General features: G+C 42.8%; 22 protein-coding genes. 11 read left to right on the top strand and 11 right to left on the bottom strand.

What is annotated here, in order from left to right; genetic code table 11:
• Positions 1-8 precede the first annotated feature (8 nt).
• The 4 genes from ACS72_RS03520 to ACS72_RS03505 all read left to right on the top strand — a co-directional run bounded on the left by ACS72_RS03520 (position 9) and on the right by ACS72_RS03505 (position 2784).
• Positions 9-395: a septum formation initiator family protein gene (locus ACS72_RS03520; protein ID WP_004815804.1), complete on the top strand. Its 387-nt coding sequence runs from the start codon at positions 9-11 to the stop codon at positions 393-395.
• The gene (ispD, locus tag ACS72_RS03515; RefSeq protein ID WP_004815806.1) at positions 364-1077 is read left to right on the top strand and encodes a 2-C-methyl-D-erythritol 4-phosphate cytidylyltransferase; all 714 of its coding nucleotides are present in this window, start codon (positions 364-366) and stop codon (positions 1075-1077) included. The genes ACS72_RS03520 and ispD overlap by 32 nt, the downstream gene beginning before the upstream one ends.
• Before the next feature lie 101 nt (positions 1078-1178).
• A complete protein-coding gene (gene rodA, locus ACS72_RS03510; RefSeq protein WP_004815808.1) occupies positions 1179-2315 on the top strand; it encodes a rod shape-determining protein RodA in 1137 nt (378 codons plus the stop codon).
• A gap of 115 nt (positions 2316-2430) precedes the next feature.
• The gene (locus ACS72_RS03505; protein ID WP_004815809.1) at positions 2431-2784 is read left to right on the top strand and encodes a hypothetical protein; all 354 of its coding nucleotides are present in this window, start codon (positions 2431-2433) and stop codon (positions 2782-2784) included.
• A 106-nt stretch (positions 2785-2890) separates the two neighbouring features.
• Here ACS72_RS03505 and yddG read toward each other — a convergent pair whose 3' ends face one another.
• The 11 genes from yddG to ACS72_RS03450 form a co-directional block, all read right to left on the bottom strand.
• Positions 2891-3775, bottom strand: coding sequence for an aromatic amino acid DMT transporter YddG (gene yddG / locus ACS72_RS03500; RefSeq protein WP_048881236.1), 885 nt, complete (start codon positions 3773-3775; stop codon positions 2891-2893).
• A 144-nt stretch (positions 3776-3919) separates the two neighbouring features.
• Complete coding sequence (locus tag ACS72_RS03495) at positions 3920-4222, bottom strand: cyd operon YbgE family protein (protein WP_048881235.1); 303 nt, start codon at positions 4220-4222, stop codon at positions 3920-3922.
• A 3-nt stretch (positions 4223-4225) separates the two neighbouring features.
• Complete coding sequence (gene cydX / locus ACS72_RS17290) at positions 4226-4327, bottom strand: cytochrome bd-I oxidase subunit CydX (protein WP_004278713.1); 102 nt, start codon at positions 4325-4327, stop codon at positions 4226-4228.
• Positions 4328-4352: 25 nt separating this feature from the next.
• A complete protein-coding gene (gene cydB / locus ACS72_RS03485; protein WP_048881234.1) occupies positions 4353-5498 on the bottom strand; it encodes a cytochrome d ubiquinol oxidase subunit II in 1146 nt (381 codons plus the stop codon).
• Positions 5495-7120, bottom strand: coding sequence for a cytochrome ubiquinol oxidase subunit I (locus ACS72_RS03480; RefSeq protein WP_048881233.1), 1626 nt, complete (start codon positions 7118-7120; stop codon positions 5495-5497). The genes cydB and ACS72_RS03480 overlap by 4 nt, the downstream gene beginning before the upstream one ends.
• Entirely contained in the window at positions 7120-7311 is a 192-nt protein-coding gene (gene cydP / locus ACS72_RS03475; RefSeq protein ID WP_048881232.1) for a cytochrome oxidase putative small subunit CydP, read from the bottom strand. Before cydP ends, ACS72_RS03480 begins: the two co-directional genes overlap by 1 nt.
• A 454-nt stretch (positions 7312-7765) precedes the next feature.
• Positions 7766-8845 (bottom strand): porin, encoded by a 1080-nt coding sequence (locus ACS72_RS03470; protein WP_004815820.1) that lies wholly within the window; start codon positions 8843-8845, stop codon positions 7766-7768.
• A gap of 315 nt (positions 8846-9160) precedes the next feature.
• The gene (locus ACS72_RS03465) at positions 9161-9574 is read right to left on the bottom strand and encodes an HIT family protein (protein WP_048881231.1); all 414 of its coding nucleotides are present in this window, start codon (positions 9572-9574) and stop codon (positions 9161-9163) included.
• Positions 9575-9605: 31 nt separating this feature from the next.
• Positions 9606-9875 carry a YARHG domain-containing protein gene (locus ACS72_RS03460; RefSeq protein ID WP_004815823.1) on the bottom strand — a complete coding sequence of 90 codons (270 nt, stop codon included), beginning with the start codon at positions 9873-9875 and terminating at the stop codon, positions 9606-9608.
• Positions 9876-9957: 82 nt separating this feature from the next.
• Entirely contained in the window at positions 9958-10830 is an 873-nt protein-coding gene (locus tag ACS72_RS03455; protein WP_048881230.1) for an NAD(P)-dependent oxidoreductase, read from the bottom strand.
• 55 nt (positions 10831-10885) lie between these two features.
• Positions 10886-11983 carry an alpha/beta fold hydrolase gene (locus tag ACS72_RS03450; protein WP_048881229.1) on the bottom strand — a complete coding sequence of 366 codons (1098 nt, stop codon included), beginning with the start codon at positions 11981-11983 and terminating at the stop codon, positions 10886-10888.
• A gap of 143 nt (positions 11984-12126) precedes the next feature.
• On the opposite strand from ACS72_RS03450, the gene ACS72_RS03445 reads away from it, so the two are divergent.
• The 7 genes from ACS72_RS03445 to ACS72_RS03415 all read left to right on the top strand — a co-directional run bounded on the left by ACS72_RS03445 (position 12127) and on the right by ACS72_RS03415 (position 17346).
• On the top strand, positions 12127-13308 hold the full coding sequence (locus tag ACS72_RS03445) for an O-succinylhomoserine sulfhydrylase (RefSeq protein WP_048881228.1): 1182 nt from the start codon (positions 12127-12129) through the stop codon (positions 13306-13308).
• A gap of 29 nt (positions 13309-13337) precedes the next feature.
• Positions 13338-13667: a YbaB/EbfC family nucleoid-associated protein gene (locus ACS72_RS03440; RefSeq protein ID WP_004815831.1), complete on the top strand. Its 330-nt coding sequence runs from the start codon at positions 13338-13340 to the stop codon at positions 13665-13667.
• 13 nt (positions 13668-13680) lie between these two features.
• Positions 13681-14277 carry a recombination mediator RecR gene (recR, locus tag ACS72_RS03435; RefSeq protein WP_004815833.1) on the top strand — a complete coding sequence of 199 codons (597 nt, stop codon included), beginning with the start codon at positions 13681-13683 and terminating at the stop codon, positions 14275-14277.
• A gap of 191 nt (positions 14278-14468) precedes the next feature.
• A complete protein-coding gene (locus tag ACS72_RS03430) occupies positions 14469-15611 on the top strand; it encodes an HRDC domain-containing protein (RefSeq protein WP_048881227.1) in 1143 nt (380 codons plus the stop codon).
• A gap of 151 nt (positions 15612-15762) precedes the next feature.
• Entirely contained in the window at positions 15763-16068 is a 306-nt protein-coding gene (locus ACS72_RS03425) for a YcgL domain-containing protein (RefSeq protein WP_026056700.1), read from the top strand.
• A 21-nt stretch (positions 16069-16089) separates the two neighbouring features.
• Positions 16090-16473, top strand: coding sequence for a hypothetical protein (locus tag ACS72_RS03420; protein WP_004815838.1), 384 nt, complete (start codon positions 16090-16092; stop codon positions 16471-16473).
• Between the two features lie 21 nt (positions 16474-16494).
• Positions 16495-17346 carry a MoxR family ATPase gene (locus ACS72_RS03415; RefSeq protein ID WP_004815840.1) on the top strand — a complete coding sequence of 284 codons (852 nt, stop codon included), beginning with the start codon at positions 16495-16497 and terminating at the stop codon, positions 17344-17346.
• Positions 17347-17356: the final 10 nt, after the last annotated feature.

Raw genomic sequence — 17356 nt, 5'->3', positions numbered from 1 at the left:
TATCGTTGATGTTAAATGTATTCGACTCTTTGATGAGTAAAGTACTGTTGGGCCTTGCGATCCTTGTGATCGCAGGGTTTCAATATTTATACTGGTTTGGTGAGGGTGGCTATCAAGACCATCAGGCACTGACACAGAAAATACAACAACAAGTAGAACTGAATGAAGAGCTGAAAGAGCGCAACCGTGTGCTGGCAGCTGAAGTTTATGATCTGAAAAATGGTGATCAAGCCATTGAAGAACATGCACGTCTGGATCTGGGTTTAATTAAGCCGCATGAGACTTTTGTGCAGATGAGTACCATCAGTACCCAATATAAACCGATTTATCTTGATCAAAATTCTAAAGTAGACCTGCGTACCAATGAGTCAGCTGAAAATTCAAGCACACCATAAATTATGGGCTATCATTCCAGCTGCAGGTTCGGGTAGCAGATTCTCTAAAACAGAACTAAAGCAATATCAAATGATTCAGGAGCGTACTGTTCTTGAACATACGGTTGCACGTCTGAATCAACTTCCGCTGACCGGTTATGTGCTGGCGATCGGTAGTCAGGATGATGTTGCTATAACCTTGCCATTTTCTAATCAGGATAAAGCCCATTTTTGTGCCGGCGGTACAGAGCGGGTCAATTCTGTCCTCAATGCCTTAGCTTACCTAACTGAAATCACTTCAGAAGAAGATTGGGTATTGGTACATGATGCGGCACGTCCATGTGTCAGTCAAAATGCATTGATTGATCTGGTCAATACGGCGACTGAAACTGATCAAGCTGCTATTTTGGCAATTCCAGTCCGCGATACCTTAAAGCGCGTCGTACAAGGTCAGGATATTGAAACTACAGTAGACCGTTCGACTCTCTGGCAGGCTCAAACACCACAAATGGCCAAACTAGGCCGGTTAAAATATGCTATCGAACAGGCATTACAAGATGGTGCCAATATTACCGATGAAGCCAGTGCACTTGAGCATGTAGGTGAAACCGTACGTGTAGTTCAGGGGCGATCTGATAATCTCAAAATTACCTATCCGGATGACCTGGAACTGGCTCGTCTGATTCTGGCAGCACAAGCCTAAATTTATTTGAAGAAATACATAATAAATAGAGCACTGGCGATCAATTCTCCGCTGCTTTCACTTATAATTTCGCCATTGTTAGTTTTGAACCTTTTGTCACAATGATACCTTCACAGCAGTATCGTTTTTTACGACAATCCGCACGTGATGGATTGAGTATAAAACACGATTCCTCAAGATGGACCAAGCTACATCTGGACCCGTGGTTGCTATGCTTCCTGTTACTGAATGCTGCCTTGGGGTTGATGGTAGTTTATAGTGCGACCTCTGAAAACTCAGGCATGGTGATCCGTCAGGCGATCAGTTTTGGTGTCGGTTTTGTGGTGATGTTTATCTGTGCGCAGGTTCCGCCAAAAGTGTATCAAGCCGCCAGCCCGTATTTTTATGCCTTCGGGATCTTTATGCTATTGCTAGTCTTTGTGATTGGGGAAAGGCGACTCGGAGCAACACGCTGGATTACTTTGCCGGGCGTGGGAAGTATGCAGCCGAGTGAAGTGATGAAATTTGCGATGCCACTGATGATGGCCTGGTACTTCGCGCGTAAGCCATTTCCACCGAAGTTTATGCATATTGTTGGTGCCTTGATTTTACTGGGTATTCCTTTTGTGCTTGTAGCATTGCAGCCTGACTTGAATATCGGTCTGGTGATTCCGGGGATCTTTGTTTTATTTTTGAGTGGTATGTCCTGGCGCTTGATTGGCGGTGCAATGGCAGCATTAGCTGTGGTCGCACCATTAATGTGGATGTTCCTGTTACAGGAATATCAGAAAAAACGTGTCCTGACGCTATTTGATCCTGAATCAGATGCACTCGGTGCAGGCTGGAATATTATCCAGTCTAAAATCGCCATTGGTTCTGGAGGAATGACTGGCAAAGGTTATTCGCAAGGGACACAGTCACATCTGGGTTATCTGCCAGAGCATCATACTGATTTTATTATGTCGACTTATGCCGAAGAATTTGGCTTTATCGGTGTATTTTTATTATTTAGTCTGTTTACCGCTATTATTATTCGTTGCTTGATGATCGGAATGAACAGCTTTCATAACTTTGGCCGTCTATATGCGGGTGCTACAGGTCTAACCTTTTTCTTTTTCGTATTCCTGAACTCAGGCATGGTGAGTGGTATCCTTCCAGTGACAGGCGACCCATTACCACTGATGAGTTATGGCGGAACCGCTGTGATTTCTTTGCTCGCCGGTATGGGTATTGTGATGTCAATCCATACCCATCGCTAAATAATAGAAGAAAAGAAAAAGCCAGATTTATTCTGGCTTTTTTATTACTTGAGATTTTATGTTATAAATATTCAATAACTTAGATAAATAACTATATTTGCATATTGGGGACAAGATGAAGAAGTTAATGTTGGTGATTGGACTTGTAGGATTGTCAGCAACTATATGGGCAAAGCCATTGAGTTCAGCGGAATTTAAATCTCAAGTTAAGCAGCATTATGATGCATTAGAATTGAAACAGGCTGCACTCAATGTGTCGGTGGATCGTCGCGAGCATCCAGCAATTATGATTGCTAAAACATGTGAATATTCTAAAGGTCTAAAACAGCTTAAGCACTTTTCCGAACAAAATCTGCATCTGGCTGAAGCCAAGGATGAACTGCAATTTGTTCATTTATTGGATACAAGCTTTAATCAGTCCTTCATTGATTTGGGTACTACTTATGAAATGGGATGCCTAAAACGGTAGGGGGTGAATTCTACCTATACGGTTCACAAAGGCTCTAAAGACGCTTTAAAAATGGCATTTTTATTTGAGTAAAAGTTAGGCTTTGTATTGGTTGGTTTTTTCGGGTCTATGATTTTGCTTTAGTCGCCATCCAGCAAAGCAGTGAACCAAAACACACCATCAATGCACCTTTCCAGAAGCTGAAGGTTAATTGTGTGCTCAAAATCAATGCTGAAACCACAGAAGAAAAAACCGGGATAAAGTATGAAGCTGTTGCCAATACAGTCACATTTCCATGCATAATTCCGATATTCCATGCCCCATAGCCAATGCCCATTACAAAAGCAGCTAATACCAGATAAATGCTGGAATTCAATTCGAAATTCGGTATTGGCTCAGCAGAAAAAATCCATTGGGTCCATAGTACAATCGACACCAAAATAAAGAATAAGGTAATACCATTTTTACCATTGGCAGCACGAGCAGTCAGGGTGCAGTAGGCAGCCCATAGAAAGACACCGGTTAAAGCCAGTCCATAACTCAGTGGATTGGTCTGTATATTGGACAGCATTGTTTTAAAGCTAAATCCAGCTTCACCACCAAGCACCAGGCAGATCCCTGCCACAGATAAACATATCCCGGGAAAGATAAGAAAATTGGCTTTTTGCCTGTTAAAAATAATTGAAAACAGAATCGTGGCTGTCGGCCACAGATAATTCACCATTCCGATTTCTATAGCTTGTCTATTATTGCTTGAATAGCCAATAGACAGGGCAAGACAAATTTCATAAGCCACAAAAAGCAGGCTTCCCCAAATCAGATATTTAAGGGGGAATTCTTTCAGATGTGTCCAGCCAAATGAGAACAATAGAATAATCGAGGCGCATGAATAGATTAACGCAGCTCCTCCGATCGGTCCAAAGTAATGACTGACTTCTTTGATGAGAGCAACAATGAGACTCCATAAGAAAACTGCCGTAAGACCAATCAATGTCGCTTTGTTTGAGTTCATTACTCTTGTTCAGGATAAATTTAGAAGATAGTTTAGGCCAAAATTGATAAAAATATCATTGTTCTTTTTAAAAATATGAGAGTAAAGATCTTGTATTTATCAAATTTAAGCTCTCCAAAGAGAGCTTAAATTTTGTTTGAATGCTCAGGCAATGAACCAGGTGTAATAACCCCAGAGCATCAGCGGCCATGAAAGGAAAGGGCTAAATAGCCATTTCCAGAACCAGTGGCGTGGCATAAAGCCTACACCATGAACAAAGCCTCCAGAAATGCCAATCATGATAAACATCATGGCTCGGTGACTATATGCACCATTATCATCCAGCATCGCAGCTGGATGTACCAGTAACACCGCTGCGAGTGGAAATGCCAGCAGGCAGGAAATCACCATCGCAAATTTGTTGGGTTTCTTGTCTATAACGGGTTTCTCTAGCGCAGCTTCAGTCATGATTTATTCCTCATCCAGGTCTTGGTGCTGTTCCATATAAATTGCAGCAATCACACTGGCAAAACACGCCATAAGTACACCTAGAATCCATGCAAAATACCACATAATTTTGTCTCCTTAGGACACAGTCTTAGTACAAGCTGTGTGAATTCTCTTGAATGTATTTATTGGTGATTACGCCCCACATCTTGTAGTAACACCAAGTGGTGTAAAGCAGGATGATTGGAACAAAGATACATGCAGCGACAGTCATTACCGTCAAGGTATTTTTACTGGATACTGCATCCCACATGGTCAAGCTGGCAACAGGGTTAATGCTAGATGGCATTAAGAATGGGAACAGGGCAAAACCGGCAGTCAGGATTGCACCGATCACCGCCATAGATGAACCTAGGAAGCTCAGGCCTGCTTTAGCTTTAGAGGCAGCCAGCACGACAATAATACCGCCAAGGATACCCATAATTGGCGCAATCATGGTAATTGGATAAGTTGTATAGTTATTCATCCAGCCAGGGTTGCTATTGATCAGTACTTCTTTAGCCAGTGGATTTGCAACACCATTGGTGTCATATGGAGTCACCAGTGTATAACCTTGAATACCGCCGAAATATAACCATGCGCCAGCAGCAAGGAAAGTCACCAGATAAACCAGTCCCATAATTTTGGTCGCTTGAGCAGAACGTTCACGTAATGCACCATCAGTACGCAGCATTAACCAAGCGCCACCGTGTGCGCACAACATGGACAAGCTTACAATACCGCAAACTAAAGCAAACGGATTTAGCAGAGCGAAGAAACTGCCGGAATAAGTTGAACGAACAGTTTCATCTAAAGTGAACGGTACGCCTAGGAACATGTTGCCGAAAGCGACACCGAAGACTAATGCAGGAACCGCACCGCCAACAGCCAGACCCCAGTCCCAGGAATTACGCCATTTGGTATTTTCCAGCTTGGAGCGGTAGTCGAAGCCGACAGGTCGCAGGAACAGTGCAAATAGTACTAACAGTAGCGCCCAGTACATGCCAGAGAAAGCAGTAGCATAGACCATTGGCCATGCTGCAAACAGGGCACCGCCTGCAGTGATGAACCAGACTTGGTTGCCATCCCAGTGTGGGGCAATCGTATTAATTGCCGCACGACGTTCCTGATCATTTTTACCTACAAATGGCATGATCGCCATTGAGCCCATATCGAAGCCATCAGTCAGTGCAAAGCCAATCAGCAAAACGCCAACCAATACCCACCAGATAATTTTGAGCAGTTCATATTCAATCATGATTTCACCTCGCCAGTTTCACCTTCTGGAAGAGCTGCAGCTGCGTCTTCTTGCTCGGCTATTACTTGAGAATTAGGTTTTTCGAAATGGTATTTGCCAGTATGTAATGAGCTTGGCCCCAGGCGAGCGAACTTGATCATCAGGTACATTTCAATGATCAGCAATACTGTGTAGAACGCTGCCAGTGCCAGGATTGAGCCCATCACATCGCCTGTGCTTAAAGTAGATGCAGACAGGTGTGTAGGTAATACTTCACCAATGGTCCAAGGTTGACGACCCACTTCAGCCACATACCAGCCAGTTTGTGCAGCAATCCAAGGCAGTGGTAAAGCAAACAGGGCAAATTTTAATAACCAAGGTTTGTTTTCAGCATTGCGTTTCGCTACAGTAAAAGTCGCTAATACGAACAGCAGCAACATCAGGAAGCCAGAACCTACCATGGCACGGAAGGCCCAGAACAGACTTGGTACATGTGGAATAGTGTCTTTGGCAGCAGCTTTGATGTGTTCGTCAGAAGCATCGACGACATTTGGAGTGTATTTTTTCAGAAGCAGACCATAACCAAGATCTTTTTGGGTATTTTCAAATGCTGCTTTTACTTCAGGAGATTGATCGCCTGCACGTAATTTTTCAAGCTGTTCGTATGCCAGCATACCGTTGCGGATACGACCTTCATGTTCAACCAGCAGGTCCTTGATCCCTATCACTGAAGTATCTATTGAACGGGTTGCAATGATCCCCATGACATAAGGAATTTTGACTGCATAATCTGTACGCATGGTTTCCTGATTTGGAAAACCAAATAAAGTGAATGCGGCTGGGGCCGGTTCTGTTTCCCATTCTGCTTCAATCGCAGCCAGTTTAGTCTTTTGTACATCACCAATTTCGTAGCCAGATTCATCGCCTAGTAAAATCACTGAAAGTGTAGAGGCTAGGCCAAAAACTGCAGCAATAGCGAAAGAACGGCGGGCAAAAGGCAAGTCACGTTTTTTTAGCAGATAGAAGCTTGAGATTGCCAGAACGAAAATCGCACCTGTTACATAGCCTGCAGAAACAGTATGAACAAATTTTACTTGAGCGACCGGGTTAAAGATCAGTGCACCAAAATCAACCAGTTCCATACGCATGGTTTCATAGTTGAATTTAGAACCTACCGGGTTTTGCATCCAGCCATTGGCAACCAGAATCCATAATGCAGACATGTTGGAGCCAAGCGCCACTAACCAAGTTACACACAGATGCTGAACCTTAGACAGACGATCCCATCCAAAGAAGAACAGGCCAATGAAAGTAGATTCCAGGAAGAAAGCCATTAAGCCTTCAATCGCTAGCGGTGCACCAAAGATGTCACCTACATAGTGCGAATAGTAGGCCCAGTTGGTACCAAACTGGAATTCCATGGTCAGACCGGTAGTTACCCCGAGTGCAAAGTTAATCCCGAAGAGTTTCCCCCAGAATTTGGTCATGTCCCGATAAATTTCCTTACCGGAAATCACATAAGTGGTTTCCATAATGGCCAGGATAAAAGCCAGGCCTAAGGTCAACGGAACGAAAATAAAATGATACATCGCAGTCATAGCAAACTGGAACCGCGAAAGATCGACCACGCTTTCAGCAATCATCAACGTGTCTCCTTGATTTGGGAAGGACTGCCGGCAATACGCTCGGCAACTTGAGAGTCAAAATTTTTGGGAATCGTAGGCGCATCAAACCAGATATGTTTGATTGTCAGTAATAGAATGACCTTGATGATTAAAATCAAAGTGATCTCTCTTACGACTTTTTTATTTAGATTTTCTGGAACTAAGCTCATGTAAATAAGCCTGTCTTTATAACGTGTTAATTTATTATTAATCTAATATGATAAAAAATAAATAGACTAAACAGTTTAAATAAATATATATTTATAAGTATTTGAATATTAAAAATTTAAAATTATATTTTTTTAAAAATAATCAAAATATTTGTGATTATTTTGTGTAAACATAATTATTTTTAAATCCGACTTTTTTGCTTATATTTAAAAATTAATATCCTATTAAAATAGTTGGATTAAGAAAAAATAATATTTTAAATTCTGATTATTTTACTTGGTTTATTATATTTTTATTGAAAATGAGAATAGATTAAAATTTTAGGGATTAAAACGAGAAGGGTCTTTCGTGGAATCTAAAGGTGAGGTGAATTCTTATTGCTGAGAAAAAGCAGGCAAAAAAAAGAACATGCATGTAGCATGTTCTTTTTAAGCTTTTGGAGGAGTGTAGAGCTTAGAAGTCGTAACGCATACCTACAGACAAGCCCATTGCAGTTTCACCTGCTGCATTTACACCTTGGGATGAACCTGCTTTATTACTACGTGCTTGTGACCAAGGTGTCAGGTTAGCAGCGTCATCATTCAGCATGGCTGCCAGGTTGCCATAAACACGGAACTGTTTATCTAGGCGATGCTCTAAGCCCAATGCAAGTAGGGTTGAGTTAGCATCAGCTGTATCAATATCACGATGGAAAACGTGACCGCGTAATGTATTTTTATCTGTTAGTTTATATTCCGCGCCTACACCGAAAACATTAGCATCCGCATTGGTGCCACTGCCATCATCCAGTGCAGTAAACTGGTAAAGTGCGCCCACATTCAGTTCAGGCGTTAATTTATAAGCTGCTGCTAAACGGATACCATCTCGTTCACCGCGGCTCACATCTTCTGCATAATGTTCATAAGCAGCTGCGACATCCCAGTTACCCGCGTTATAATTTAAACCTAGGTCATACGCTTGAGATTTTTCATTACTATCCTCAGTCGTATCATTGCTGATCATCGTGCCATCATGTAAAGATAAAGCTGCTGTTGCAGTGAAACCACCACCAAATTTTGGTGTTTTATACTCAATCGTATTCGGGTTACGTTCATCGAAGCGGTGATTGTAAGCACGAGTGATATTACGCAAGTCGCCGACCTGGTCACCAAAGAAGTTTGCCGGACCACGTGCCGCTTTAAATGGGCTGTCAAAACGGCCCACTTTAACTTGACCAAAGTTACCTTTGACTCCGACATAAGTATCTCGGGTAGAGAAGTTTATAGAATCCTCACTATCATCCGATCCGCTAGAAAAGTTGATTTGCTGTTCGATCTGAGCGAATGCAGTCAGATCTTCATTAATCTTGTGATCAACTTTAAAGCCTAAGCGTGATGAGTTTGAGGATAAAGCCACCTCATTATAGTCCTTGCCGTCATCCAGATAATCCAGAGAAACGTGTGCACGACCATATACTTTAACGTCAGCAGCAGCTGCCATTACTGGTGTTAAAATTGTTGCCCCAACTGCCAATGCGCAAAGAGTTTTTTTCATGTGTAGCTCCAATAAGACTTGTTTTGGTCCTAACAAGGATGTTGTGGTAGCTTTGTTAAATTTTGCTACCGTCCTGTATTGGTGCTAAGTATCGATTACAAATAAGACAATAAGATTAAGGAAATATTTCAAATATATTAAATGTTTCGTTATGTAAAAATATGAATAGTATATGTTTTATTTTAATAAAGTTATTATTAATCAATATATTAAATTGTTTTATTTATCGGCTTTCACAAAGATTAATATTTTTCATTTTTTGGGTGGTATAAAAAAGGAGCCGAAGCTCCATTTCTATATCGGTTTAATCTAGCATTATAACGCTGCTTTGATTTTCTCAGCTAGCGCCTTGATTTTCTCCTGATCACCCATGACCAAGGCATGTTTGCTCAGATTGTGCAAAGAGGTAGGAACCAGATGGAAATGTACATGGGGTACGGTCTGACCCGCTGCGGTACCTGATAATTGCATCAGCACGATACCCTCTACACCTAGGCCTTTTTCGATGGCTTTGGCAATCTTTTGTACGATCTGAATGGTATATGCAGCCACTTCAGGATCCAGATCAAGTAGCGTCACCGCAGGCGATTTAGGAATGACCAAAGTATGACCGTCTGCCTGAGGCATGATGTCCATAAATGCAAGAACTTGGTCGTCTTCATACACCTTGATTGCAGGCAGTTCACCGCGCAGAATTCGTGCAAAAATATTTTGATCATCGTAAGTCATGAGGGCATTCCTTGAGCGTCATTGAATTAAATTATTTACAGTTCAATTCTTTCTGACGATCTTTGATCGCGTCAAGACGTTGTTGCTCTTTTTCTGAAAATTTTGGCTTGGTTGTGTAGCAATTGTCATTGCCATACTTTGCTTTGGCATCTGGATCTTTAAAACAGAAGCCCTTAGAAGCATAAATCACATCATGATCATTTTTCAGTTTTTTGCATTCTTGTTCAGAAGCTAAAACTGAAGTTGAAGCCCCTAGCAATGCTGCAAAACTCATCACTGTCGCAACAGTCAATTTTTTCATGCGAGTTTCCTCTGGTGTTGAATCATGTGTCTATACCTAAACACAATATTGGGTTTTGTTCTCACGATTCAATGGCGATATATTACTCAATAGTAATTTTACTCCATGATTCATACATTTTTATTGCAGCAGAAAAGTCACTATTTTCTTCTGCCTGAAGGTTAGCTGCCTGAATCAGGTTCTGGGTTAGCGATAGCAATGGTGCAGACAGCTTGGCATCACGAACCAGATCTACCGCAATCCCTGTATCTTTGGCAAGTAACGGTAATGCAAAGGTAAGCGGGAAACTGCGGTTCATAATACGCTGCGGCATCACGGTCTCAGTTACGTTACTTTTACCGCTTGATGCATTAATACATTCCAGTGCTTCATTCAAACTTACACCATGCGCTTTCAGCGTCATAAAGCCTTCTGCAACTGCACACAGGTTTACAGCCATTAACATATTATTGACTGCTTTCACTGCAAAGCCCGCGCCAGATTCACCAACATGCTTGATCAGCTTGCCGAAAGCCTGAATCGCGGGAAGGGCTTGTTCAAAACCTGCTGCACTACCCCCAATCATAACAGTTAAAGTGCCATTTTCAGCACCGATCGTCTGACCGCTGACGGGCGCATCCAGAAAAATCACGCCTTGATTTGCTAAAGCTTCTTCCAGACGACGAGCGGCATCAGGTACACCACTGGTGCAGTCGACCCAGATACTGCCTGCTTTTAATTCCAGACCTTGGACTAAAGCTTCAACATCGGCACTGGTAGGTAAGCAGGAGAAGATTACATCTACCTGGACGGCCTGTTCCAGACTTGCTGCCTGTGTACCATATTCAGTTGCATGCTGCTCTGCCTTGGCAGCAGTACGGTTCCAGACATAGACCGTATCAAAATGCTTTGGTAAATGCGCAGCCATGCGATAGCCCATAGCACCCAAGCCAAGAAATGCAACTGATTGAATCATGATAACCCTCAAAATCTTTTAATTAAAAATTATAAGCTTGAGGGCATCTCTCGAATTATTGCGCTAGTCGAGTAGAACGCTGCTCAAGCCAGGTGGTTAGTTTAGGCCAAAAAGTGTTGGCTGTCTTTTGATTTGACATTAAACCAAGGTGCCCACCTGGAATCAGGGTAAAAGTAATATCTTTGCTGCTGGTCAGCTGGGTGAGTGGTTCTGCAGCTTCTCGGGTAACAATCTGATCCGTCAAACCAGCACCGACCATGAGTGAGCAGGAAATATTTTTTAAATCAATCTTATTGCCATGCAGATTAATCGAACCATCTTTAAGAGGATTCTGTAACCACAGGTGCAGCACCATATCCTGATTGATTCCACCCGGGTAATCGATCATTTTATTCAGGAAATGACCCATGGTGGCATGTTCATAGACATGGTCGGGTTTTTCCAGATTCAGCAAAAACTGTTTCTGACTTTTGAACCAGCCCACAGGATCCAGCAGTTTAAAGCCTAAGGCATTCAAAATACCTGGCGTATGAATATATTGTTTGGGGATTAATCCCTTATGTACGGTATTTCGCAGGGCTGGATTTTGTGAAATCAGTTTGTTGGTGGTTTCAAACAGTTTGCCGATTCGGCCAGAGGCATAGCTGTCAATTGGACTGCCCATGACCATCAGGTTTTTCACATGCTCTGGAGAGTGTAGCGCGGTATATAGGGTGACAAAGACACCTGCCATACTCCAGCCATGCAGGGAAATATAAGGACTGTCTGCATGTTCACAAATATGCTCTATGGCATCTGGAATGGATTGATCGATAAAGGACAGAAAATTCAGCTCTTTGTGTTTGAAGCTGAAACGGTTCCATTCCACCAGGTATACTTCAAAACCGCTATGCTGGAAATGCTTTACTAATGAACGGTAGGGATACAGATCATAAATACCCATGTTAATCGCCAGCGGCGCAACAAATACCAAAGGTTCCTTAAACTTTCTTTCAGGTGCTGGATAATGCCGGACTTTATATAATTCAGTTTCCTTGATGTACTCAAACGGGGTTTTTTGAGACAGTACCAGTGAGGAGCTGTTGAAAAACCGCGCACGCAGGTGCTTGAGTTTTTTCTGTTGACGTTGCAGATTTTGTTTTAACTGAATCATAAAGATAAATTGTCCGTGTCCGGTAGGGAGTGATCGAAGTCTAGGCAATAATTGCTTATTATGCCTTGACCTGAAATAGCATAGGCGCTCAAAATGTTGGCAATTTTTTACAACAGGCAGTCCGCCAGGGCTGAATTAGAGCGATGAGCCAACAAGACGATTATCAATTAGATACTTTAGCCATCCGTACCGGTCATACACGTAGCTTTGAGGGTGAGCACGGAGAACCGATCTTCCTGACATCTTCTTTCGTCTATGAAAATGCGGCTGAAGCGGCAGCAAAATTCTCAGGTCAGGAACCTGGCAATATTTACTCACGCTTTACCAATCCTACGGTAGCAATGTTTGAAAAACGTCTGGCTGCGCTTGAAGGTGCTGAGCGCGCCGTAGCGACCAGTTCGGGTATGGCTGCGATTATGGCAGTGGCAATGGCCTTCCTGAAAGCAGGTGACCATGTGATCTGTTCACGTGCAGTATTTGGTTCTACGGTTTCTCTGTTTGAAAAGTATGTAGGCAAGTTCGGTGTGGCAGTTGATTTTGTGGACCTGACTGATGTCGATGCCTGGAAAAATGCAATCAAGCCCGAAACGAAACTGTTCTTTGTAGAATCTCCATCTAACCCACTGGCTGAAGTGGCTGATATTCAGGCGCTTTCAGATCTTGCACATGCTCATGATGCATTACTGGCAATTGATAACAGCTTCTGTACACCTGTATTACAACAACCAATCAAATTTGGTGCTGACCTCGTTGTATATTCAGCTACGAAGTACCTGGATGGTCAGGGTCGTGCATTGGGTGGTGCAGTTGTCGGTAATCACAAATTGCTTGAAGAAATCTTCGGTTATGTGCGTACCACAGGTCCATCTATGAGTCCGTTCAATGCCTGGGTGTTCCTAAAAGGTCTGGAAACCTTACGTCTGCGTATGCGTGAACACTCCGCAAGTGCACAGAAACTGGCTGAATACTTAAATGCACATTCAAAAGTAGAAAAAGTGTACTACGCAGGCCTGCCTGAGCATGTAGGTCATGAGCTGGCGGCAAAGCAGCAAACCGGCTTTGGTGGTATCGTATCATTTGAAGTGAAGGGTGGTCGTGAAGGTGCCTGGAAAGTCATCGACAATACTCAGTTTATTTCCATAACGGGTAACCTGGGTGATGCGAAATCAACGATTACCCACCCGGCAACCACAACGCATGGGAAACTTTCACCGGAAGCAAAAGAAGCTGCAGGTATTCGTGAGGGTTTAATTCGTGTTTCTGTTGGTTTGGAAGATATTGATGATATTATCCGTGACATTACACGCGGTTTAGATCTAATCTAATTTTTATAAATTTATGTTCGGAGATTTTTATGAACATTAACATGTTGATGCAGCAAGCTCAGCGCATGCAAAAGGAAGTAGAAACCAACCTGAAAAAAGCCAAAGAAGAGCTTGCGCTGGTAGAGGTTCATGCTGAAGCAGGCGGTGGTCTGGTAAAAGTAACGATGACTGCACGTAATGTGGTAAAACGCATTCAGATCGATCCAGAACTTCTACAGGATGATCCGGATATGATTGAAGATCTGATCGCGGCTGCAATGAATGATGCGGCACGCCAAGCTGAAGCAATTTCAGAAGAACGTATGAAGTCTGCAAACCAGGGCATGGGCTTACCTCCAGGTCTGGCTGGCCTGTTCTAAGGAAATTTGCGCAATGTTTAGTGATCGTTTTGATCAACTGGTTCAAGCATTACGCATCTTGCCAAGCGTTGGGCCCAAATCGGCCCAGCGTATGGCATTGCATCTGATCATGAAAAACCGTGAAGGTGCGATTGGTCTGGCACATGCATTGACTGAAGCAACCAACCATATTCATGAATGTTCAATCTGTCATTCACTCACTGAAGATGAAGTCTGTAATATCTGCACCTCAACTGAACGTGATGATGAGCTGCTTTGTGTGGTGGAATCACCAGCGGATGTGATGGCTATTGAGCAGAGTGGCAGTTTTCGTGGTAAATACCATGTACTGGGTGGACATTTGTCACCACTAGATGGAATTGGGCCTGAAGAAATTGGGATTCCATATCTACTCGAGCGTTTAAACAGAGGTCAGATTCGTGAAGTGATTCTGGCTACAAATGCAACTGTAGAAGGACAGGCCACTGCGCACTACCTCATGGAAGCCAGTAAGCATTTACCGATTCAGATTACCCGGATTGCCCAGGGTGTACCACAAGGTGGTGAACTGGAATATGTAGACAGCCATACCTTAAGCCAAGCTGTACATAACCGCATGCGGATGAAATAAACCTGTTTCTCTGCATGCGTTTTACTAAAGAGAAGAACAAGTTAGAAAAAATATGAGAATATTCATTTAATTTATCGATATTGTTATTGCGAAATTTTATAGCTAAATGTTTATTTTTTTATCATAAATATTATAAATATCAGTTAAGATAACTATATTCGGACATCCACATTACGCTGATTCAGTCATTTATGTTTCAATTTATTCAAGATCAAGCTGGACTCGATCAAGTACTCGCACAAATGGATCAAAGCTCGGTTTATGCTTTGGATACAGAGTTCATCAAGGTCGATACTTTATGGCCGAAACTTGGTGTGTTCCAGATTAATGTCTGTGGCAATGTCTATCTGCTCGACGGTACGACCCTGGATCTGACCGAGTTCTTCAAGCGTCTCTTTGCAGCACAACAGAACATTTTCCATGCCTGTGGAGAAGACATTGATCTGATCTATCACTATACCCAGCAAAAATCTCTGAGTAATGTTTTTGATACCCAAGTAGGGATGGCGTTTCTGGGGCATGGTTTACAGGTCAGCTATCAGAATGCCTTGAAGCAGATGCTGGATGTGGAAATTGAAAAAGATCAAACCCGTTCAAACTGGTTGGCACGTCCTTTAAGTCATGAACAATTGTTGTATGCAGCCAATGATGTGCATTATCTGGTGCACTTAGGTGATCAGATCAAGCAGGAGTTGAAACAAAAGCACCTGTTAGACTTGGCACTGGAAGATTGTCGCTTCATGACCCGGGAAATTGGCGAGGAAACACCAACGGCCTTGTTATATCAGGATGTTGGCAACTATCGTCATTCACGCCGTCAGCTGATGCAGCTACAGCAGCTTGCAGTATGGCGTGAGCAGATTGCCAAGGCACTGAATATTCCGCGCAGTTTCATCATGAAAAACTCGGCTATGATTAATCTGGTGGAGAAGAACCCTAAGAATATGTTCCAGCTCAGCACTGTGAAAGATCTGCGTGCCAATATTATTCGTGATCATGGCAAGATGATTCTGGACCTGCTGAAATTCTTGCCAGATCAATCCGAGTGGCCATTACGTCTGGCACGTCCAATCCGTCATTCTTCAAGTGAAGTCGGTACAAAAGTTGATGCCATCATTCAAAATGTTGTAGATGAAACTTCTATCCCGAAAGAAGTCCTGATGCGTAAAAAATGGATGAATGCGTTGTATCAGCATGTTGTTTTTCACAATGATGAACAGGATTTGCCGGAATTTTTACTTGGCTGGCGTTATGACCATCTGACCAAGCCCCTGGTTGAACTGCTACGTCAGGATGAATCCTATCTTTCTAGACAGATGAAAGTTGTCGACTAAAACCTGGATAGAAACTTAACTGCAAAACTGATTAAAGAAAGAGCAATTATACAAAATCACGACTGATGCGTTAATTATGGCTAATGCCTCAGGTGACGTTTTAAGGTATCCTTGCTACTGATTTTTCTAAATTGTTGTCTAAATCAAAATCATGCAAGTGTCTATCTACAAATCGAGCAAAAAGGATGAAATGTACCTTTATGTGGCTCGTCCAGCTGAAGAAAATGAAGCTGAAACTTTCGATCCACTTCACGTACTGGGCGAAGCTGTCCGCGTAGCATTTGGTCGTGCGACTTTTGTCATGCATCTTGAACTGAGCGAAACCCGCAAGCTGGCACGTGCTAATGTGCTGCACGTGATCGACTCGATTGAAACCCGTGGTTTCTTCCTGCAAATGCCGCCTGAAGGTTTGATTAACCCGAATGCTGTAGAACCAGAAGGTCTTCGTGGTGCTTAATGTTTATTCAGGAGTTGTGAAATGAATGGTTATGTAACTGTATTAGATTCAATTCCTGAAGAATCGATTGCCATCGCGGTATACCTGATAGGCAGTATAATTGCACTGTTGTGCTGGTATGGCGTGACTAAGCGCCTGCCAAAACCGGCAGGTGGCTTTCTCTGGATTTTAGTGTTTGCCATCCTGCTAACGCCGACAGTATCCGAAGGTCCGAATGCCTCATTAGCCCCGGCGATTTTCGGACTGATATTTGGTGTATTGACCAAGGAACAAGAACTGGTCTGGATCAATGCCTCACTCATTCTGTTTGTGATTGGTATTGCTTCACTGATCGGCTATTGCTGGTCAAGCTATGTAACAAATAAAGCAAAGATTGCTGTAAACAAAAAAACTTCACCACTGTAAATAAAAAAATAAGGTTAAATCATGTCTGTGGATCATCAACAGTTTTCTGGTACAAGTCAGTATATTGCAACTGATAGTTTAAAATTGGCTGTCAAAGCCGCACGCAGTTTACAAAAACCGCTGCTGGTCAAAGGTGAACCGGGTACAGGTAAAACCCTGCTGGCAGAACAGGTGGCTGAAAGCCTGGGAATGAAACTCATCACCTGGCACATCAAGTCCACCACCAAAGCCCAGCAAGGCCTTTACGAATATGATGCAGTATCGCGTCTGCGTGACAGTCAATTGGGTGATGACCGTGTCTATGACATCAAAAACTACATCAAGCCAGGAAAACTGTGGGAAGCATTTAGCAGTGAAGAGCGCTGTGTATTGCTGATTGATGAAATCGACAAGGCAGATATTGAATTCCCAAATGACCTGTTACATGAGCTCGATAAGATGTCGTTCTTTGTGTATGAAACAGGCGAAACTATTACTGCAAAACAGCGTCCAATTGTCATCATTACCTCAAATAATGAAAAGGAATTGCCGGATGCTTTCCTGCGTCGCTGTTTCTTCCATTACATCGAATTTCCTGATGAAGCGACCATGCGTGACATCATTGATGTGCATTTCGAGAATATTTCAGCAACCTTGGTAAATGAGGCATTGCAAGTATTCTTTAAATTACGTCAGGTTCCAGGCCTGAAAAAACCACCTTCAACTTCTGAATTAATTGACTGGTTAAGTCTGTTAATGGCAGATGATATGCCAGAAGATGTATTGCGTAATGCCGATAAATCTAAAGCCATTCCACCGCTCTATGGTGCGCTGATCAAAAACGAGCAGGATGTCCAGCTGCTTGAACGCCTAGCATTCATGTCACGCCGTTAAGGGAGAAACA

The organism is Acinetobacter sp. VT 511, assembly GCF_001077515.1.
Lineage (GTDB): Bacteria > Pseudomonadota > Gammaproteobacteria > Pseudomonadales > Moraxellaceae > Acinetobacter > Acinetobacter schindleri.
The sequence above is the reverse complement of the archived record's forward strand: the minus strand, read 5'-3'. Positions and strand labels throughout refer to the sequence as shown.